General features: G+C 69.1%; 5 protein-coding genes. All 5 read right to left on the bottom strand.

The genetic code is table 11. The features are described from left to right. Positions 1–199: translation initiation factor IF-2 N-terminal domain-containing protein (locus tag ON26_RS32090; RefSeq protein ID WP_157171799.1), on the bottom strand; the 199-nt coding region annotated here is incomplete at its 3' end. 521 nt (positions 200–720) lie between these two features. After that, positions 721–1,137, bottom strand: coding sequence for a nucleoside-diphosphate kinase (gene ndk / locus ON26_RS06300; RefSeq protein ID WP_040795040.1), 417 nt, complete (start codon positions 1,135–1,137; stop codon positions 721–723). Between the two features lie 10 nt (positions 1,138–1,147). Then, positions 1,148–1,600: a DUF4233 domain-containing protein gene (locus ON26_RS06295; RefSeq protein ID WP_040795039.1), complete on the bottom strand. Its 453-nt coding sequence runs from the start codon at positions 1,598–1,600 to the stop codon at positions 1,148–1,150. After that, the gene (gene folC / locus ON26_RS06290) at positions 1,597–2,982 is read right to left on the bottom strand and encodes a bifunctional tetrahydrofolate synthase/dihydrofolate synthase (RefSeq protein ID WP_040795041.1); all 1,386 of its coding nucleotides are present in this window, start codon (positions 2,980–2,982) and stop codon (positions 1,597–1,599) included. Before folC ends, ON26_RS06295 begins: the two co-directional genes overlap by 4 nt. An 89-nt stretch (positions 2,983–3,071) precedes the next feature. Continuing rightward, positions 3,072–5,750, bottom strand: coding sequence for a valine--tRNA ligase (locus ON26_RS06285; protein WP_040795038.1), 2,679 nt, complete (start codon positions 5,748–5,750; stop codon positions 3,072–3,074). Positions 5,751–5,966: the final 216 nt, after the last annotated feature.

Here is a 5,966-nt window from a genome sequence, read left to right as displayed (position 1 = left end):
GCGCGTCGCGCACGGATTCGGCAACCGCGCGGTCCACATTGGACTGCACGCTGCGCGCCTCTGCGCCCAACTCGCTGAGCTTGGCGAGGATGCGTTTGCTGGTCACTCCCAGCCGTTTGGCAAGTGCGTGAACTCGGATTCGCTCCGGCAATTGATCGGCATCCTGTGATGTTGTGTCCAGCGGCTCTTGATCGGCCACGAAGTCTCCTCGGGCCCCCGGGCGCGTTCCAGTCCACGACTGTGACGCGGCCGACGCGGGGGCGCTGTCCGTACACCTCGCGTCGTCGACACGAGGTCCTATGGTCTCGCCCCGCGTGCCCGGTTGTCACCTGGTTCTTCGTCGTTCGGGCTAACTGGTCACGCGGCGCCTGGCTGTTGGCTGAACTCCACGGCACGAGCGCTCATCCAGCGTGCCGACGCGGACCCCCACACCCTGGGCAATCGAGCACAGCTATCCGGTGTGTGCGTCCGTGGCAGCGATGATCGGCGTCGAACCGCGGTGTCATCCGGTCACCGTCGTCACCCACCGCTCGCGCATCTGCGCGAACCGTCGGTATCGACGAGGACCACTATCAGTATCCCATACACCACGCCGGTACCCGGCCATCGGCGCACGAGTGCCCGAATGCCGGGAGGTTGCCGCCTGTCCCCGCGGCCGGGAAACGGCTCGTGGCGGCGGGGATTCCCCGCCGCCACGAACATATTTCGAAGATCGGTGGATCAGACCGGGAAGCCGGGGAACCAGAGCGCGATCTCGCGCTTGGCCGACTCGGGCGAGTCCGAGCCGTGCACCAGGTTGTACTGGGTCTCCAGGCCGAAATCACCGCGGATGGTGCCGGGCGTGGCCTTCTCCACCGGGTCGGTGCCGCCGGCCAGCTGACGGAAGGCCGCGATGGCGCGCGGGCCCTCGAGCACGGCCGCGACGACCGGGCCGGAGGTGATGAACTCGATCAGGGAGCCGAAGAACGGCTTGTCGGCGTGCTCGTCGTAATGCTCACGGGCAAGCTCCTCGGACACCTGCTTCAGCTCGAGGGCGGCGATCTTCAGGCCCTTGCGCTCGGCCCGGGCCAGCACCTCGCCGACCAGGCCGCGCGACACGCCGTCCGGCTTGATGAGTACCAACGTCTGCTCAGTCACGGCGCACAGCCTAACGGCCCGTTCCGCCGAGCCGTTGACTGGGCAGTAACCCCTGGTCCATCCGCCTCTTGACCTCGTTGCGCAGGATCAGCACGAACGCCCACACCAGCAGGAACAGCACACCGATGACCAGGATCGAGAGGTGGAAGAAGCCGCCGAGCAGCACCAGCACCTGCAGGCCGAGGTTGTAGGCGAGCGCCCAGGACCGGCCCTGCAGTCCGGCGCCGAGAATCATCAGCACCGCGAGGCCGACCAGGTAGGTGCCCGACACCCAGGTGATCCCGCCGCCGAGGTCGGCCACGATCGGCAGGGCGAGCAGCACCACGATGGCCTCCAGGACCAGGGTGCCCGCCATGACGCCGCGCAGGCCCTTCCACGGATCGGGCGCGGCCGGCGCGTCGGCGGGGCGATCCGGCCCGCCGGCCGGATCCGGCCGTTCGGCCTGGTTGTCTGCCGGGCTCATGCGGGATCCTTTCCGAACAGGCCACGAGCGGCGCCCGCGGTGACCACCGAGCCGGTCACCACGACACCCGCTCCGGAGACCATCTCTCCACTGTCGGCGACATCCTCGGCAATCGCGATGGCGGTCTCCAGGGCGTCCGGCAGTGTCGACGCCACCACGACGCGTTCGTCGCCGAAGCGCTGCACCGCCAGATCGGCGAGGACCTCGACGTCGAGGGCGCGCGGCGAGCCGTTGCTCGTCACCACGATCTCGTCGAACACCGGTTCCAGCGCCTCCAGGATGCCCGCGGCGTCCTTGTCGCCGAGCACCGCGATCACCCCGACCAGCTTGCGGAAGTCGAACTCGGCGCCGATCGTCTCGGCCAGCGCCCGCGCGCCCGCCGGATTGTGCGCGGCGTCGATGAAGATGGTCGGCGCGCTGCGCATGCGCTCCATTCGTCCGGGGCTGGCGACCGAGGCGAACCCGGCGCGCACGGCCTCCACGTCGAGCTGACGTTGCGCGCCTGCCCCGAAGAACGCCTCCACCGCGGCGAGCGCGAGCACGGCGTTGCGGGCCTGGTGCTCGCCGTGCAGTGGCAGGAAGATCTCGTCGTAGACACCGCCGAGGCCCTGCAGCGTGAGCTGCTGGCCGCCGACGGCGATCTGCCTGGCCAGCACGGTGAACTCCGCGCCCTCGCGCGCGACCGCCGCGTCCACCTCGACCGCACGGCGCAGCAGCACCTCCATGGCCTCGGGTTCCTGCCGGGCGATGACCGCGACGGTGTCGCGCGGGATCAGGCTCTCCGGCGCGCGCTTGATGATGCCCGCTTTCTCGCCCGCGATCGAGGCGAGGTCGGGTCCGAGGTATTCGGTGTGGTCCAGCCCGATCGGCGTGATGACCGCCACCTGGCCGTCGATCACATTGGTGGCGTCCCAGGTGCCACCCATCCCGGTCTCCACCACCGCGACATCGACCGGCGCTTCGGCGAAGGCCGCGAACGCCATGCCGGTGAGCACTTCGAACTTGCTCATCGCCGGCCCGCCCGCAGCCGCCGACTGCTGATCGATCATCTCGATGTAGGGCTGGATCTCGCGGTAGGTCTCGACGTACTCGGCCGGGCTGATCGGCGCGTTGTCGATGCTGATCCGCTCGGTGGCCAGCTGCAGGTGCGGGCTGGTGATCCGCCCGGTGCGCCGGTGCAGCGCGGTGAGCAGCGCGTCGATCATTCGGGTGACCGAGGTCTTGCCGTTGGTGCCGGCGATGTGGATGGCCGGATAGGACTGCTGCGGCGAACCGAGCAGGTCCATCAGTGTGGCGATCCGGGTGAGCGAGGGCTCGATCTTGGTCTCCGGCCAGCGCCGGTCGAGTTCGGCCTCGACCAGCGCCAACTCGGCGAGATCCACCGGCGAGGGACCCGAGCCGAGGCGGGTGGCCCCGGACTCGTCGCGATACTGCGGCTCCGGTTCCGGGTTCGCGCCCGTGTCGTCGTCGCTCACTTGGCACCCAGCTCGGTGAGCCGTGCCCCGATCCGCTCGACTTCGGCGGCGGCGACCGCACGGCGACCCTTGATCTTGTCCACGACCGCCTCGGGCGCCTTGGCCAGGAATGCCTCGTTGCCCAGTTTCGCCTCGGTGGTGGCCAGTTCCTTCTGCGCGGCGGTCAGATCCTTCTCCAACCGCTTGCGCTCGGCCTCGAGATCGACCGTGCCGGAGGTGTCGACCTGGACGGTGACGGTCGCGCCGCTCAGGCGCACCTCCACCTCGGCGGTGGCCGAGAAGTCCGGACCGGGCTCGGTGAGCCGGGCCAGATTGGCGACGGCGGGGGCCAGGGCGACGAGGTCGGCCTCGTCCAGGCCGATCAGGGTCGCGGAGACCTTCTGCTTGTCGGCCAGGCCCTGGTCGCTGCGGAACCGGCGGATCTCGGTGATCAGGCGCTGCGCGTCGGCGATCCGGCGCGCGGCCACCGGGTCGGCGGTCTCGGCGCCGCGCTGCGGCCAGGCCGCCACCACCACCGACTCACCGCCGGTCAGCGCCTGCCACAGCGATTCGGTGACGAACGGGATCACCGGGTGCAGCAGCCGCAGCACGGCATCGAGGACGTTGCCGAGCACCGTGCGGGTGGCCGCGGCACGCTCGCCCTCCTCGGCGAACTGCACTTTCGCCAGTTCCAGGTACCAGTCGCACAATTCGTCCCAGGCGAAGTGGTACAGCGCCTCGCAGGCCTTGCCGAACTCGTAGGCGTCGAAGGCGGCGTCGACTTCGGCGAGCACCTCGTCGAGCCGGTCCAGGATCCACCGGTCGGCGTCGGTGAGCCCCTCGCGCGCGGGCAGCTCACCCGGCGCGGCGCCGTTGAGCAGCGCGAACTTGGTGGCGTTGAACAGCTTGGTGACGAAGCTGCGCGAGGCCAGCGCGTGCGATTCGCCGACCGAGAGGTCGCCGCCGGGCTGCGCGCCCCTGGCCAGGGTGAAGCGCAGCGCATCGGCGCCGTAGGAGCGGATCCAATCCAGCGGGTCGATGCCGTTGCCACGCGACTTGGACATCTTCTTGCCGTACTGGTCGCGAATCAGGCCGTGCAGGAAGACATCCCGGAACGGCACCTGCGGCACGCCCGCCTTGCCCGCGGTGAGCGCGGCGTCCTCGGAGACGTACATGCCGAACATCATCATCCGGGCGACCCAGAAGAACAGGATGTCGTAGCCGGTCACCAGCACGCTGGTCGGATAGAACTTGGCCAGCTCAGCAGTGGCCTCCGGCCAGCCCATCGTGGAGAACGGCCACAGGCCGGAGGAGAACCAGGTGTCGAGCACGTCGGGGTCCTGCACCCAGCCCTCGGGTGCGGTCTCGTCGGGGCCGACGCACACCACTTCACCCTCGGGTCCGTACCAGATCGGGATCCGGTGGCCCCACCACAGCTGACGCGAGATGGTCCAGTCGTGCATGTTGTCGACCCACTCGAACCAGCGCGGCTCGAGGCTGGGCGGATGAATGGCGACCTGGCCGTTGCGCACGGCATCGCCCGCGGCCTTGGCCAGCGTCTCGACCTTGACCCACCACTGCATCGACAGCCGGGGCTCGATCGCCTCGCCGGAGCGCTCGGAGTGCCCGACGCTGTGGATGTAGGGCCGTTTCTCGGCCACCACGCGGCCTTCCTCGGCCAGCCGCTCACGCACCTTCACACGCGCCTCGAAACGGTCCATACCGTCGAATTCGGTGCCGGTGCCGGCGATCCGGCCGCGCTCGTCCATGATCGTCGGCATCGGCAACTTGTGCCGCAGGCCGATCTCGAAGTCGTTGGGGTCGTGCGCGGGCGTGATCTTCACCGCGCCGGAACCGAATTCGGGATCGACGTAGTCGTCGGCGACGATCGGGATCTGCCGGCCGGTGATCGGATGCTCGAGCGTGGTGCCGATGAGCTTCTGGTAACGCGGGTCCTCGGGATGCACGGCCACGGCGGTGTCGCCGAGCATGGTCTCCACCCGGGTGGTGGCCACCACGACGTGCGGTTCGTCGTCGTTCAGCGAGCCGTAGCGCAGCGAGACCAGCTCGCCCTCCACGTCCTCGTGCTTGACCTCGATGTCGGAGATGGCGGTGCGCAGTTCCGGCGACCAGTTCACCAGCCGCTCGGCGCGGTAGATCAGGCCGTCGTCGTAGAGACGCTTGAAGATGGTCTGGACGGCGCGCGACAGGCCCTCGTCCATGGTGAAGCGGTCGCGGCTCCAGTCGACGCTGTCGCCGACTGCGCGCATCTGCCACTGGATCGAGCCGCCCGATTCGTGCTTCCAGTCCCAGACCTTCTGCACGAACAGTTCGCGGCCGAAGTCCTCTTTGCTCTTGCCGTCGGTGGCGAGCTGCTTCTCCACCACGTTCTGGGTGGCGATGCCCGCGTGGTCCATGCCGGGCAGCCAGAGCACCTCGTAACCCTGCATCCGCTTGCGGCGGGCGAGGGTGTCCATCAGCGTGTGGTCGAGGGCGTGGCCCATGTGCAGCGTGCCGGTGACGTTCGGCGGCGGCAGCACGATCGAGTACGCGGGCTTGTCGGAGCCGGGGTCGGCGGTGAAATAACCCGCGCCTACCCAGCGCTCGTACATCTCGGCCTCCACGACGCTGGGATCCCAGCTCTTGGGGAGGGCGGCGGCACGATCATGCGAGTTGTCAGGGGCTGCGCTGGTCACCCCGTGATCCTATCGGGGCCGCGCCAGGCGTTCGTCCGGCCCTCTCGCGTCGACGGAGCCGGGCGGGTGCGGACAGGGAGAGGGCGGAATCTTCGGTGGATGAGGGACACCGAAGACTCCGCCTTCGTGACCGAGTTTAGCGCTTCTACCGGCCGGTAGCCTCCTTCCATAAGCAATTCTCAGGTTCGGGGCCGAAGGCCTCTATCGGCTGGTTTC

This window comes from Nocardia higoensis NBRC 100133, from assembly GCF_000308595.1.
In the GTDB taxonomy this organism is placed as follows: Bacteria; Actinomycetota; Actinomycetes; order Mycobacteriales; family Mycobacteriaceae; genus Nocardia; species Nocardia higoensis.
This window is presented reverse-complemented; position numbering and strand designations above follow the sequence as displayed.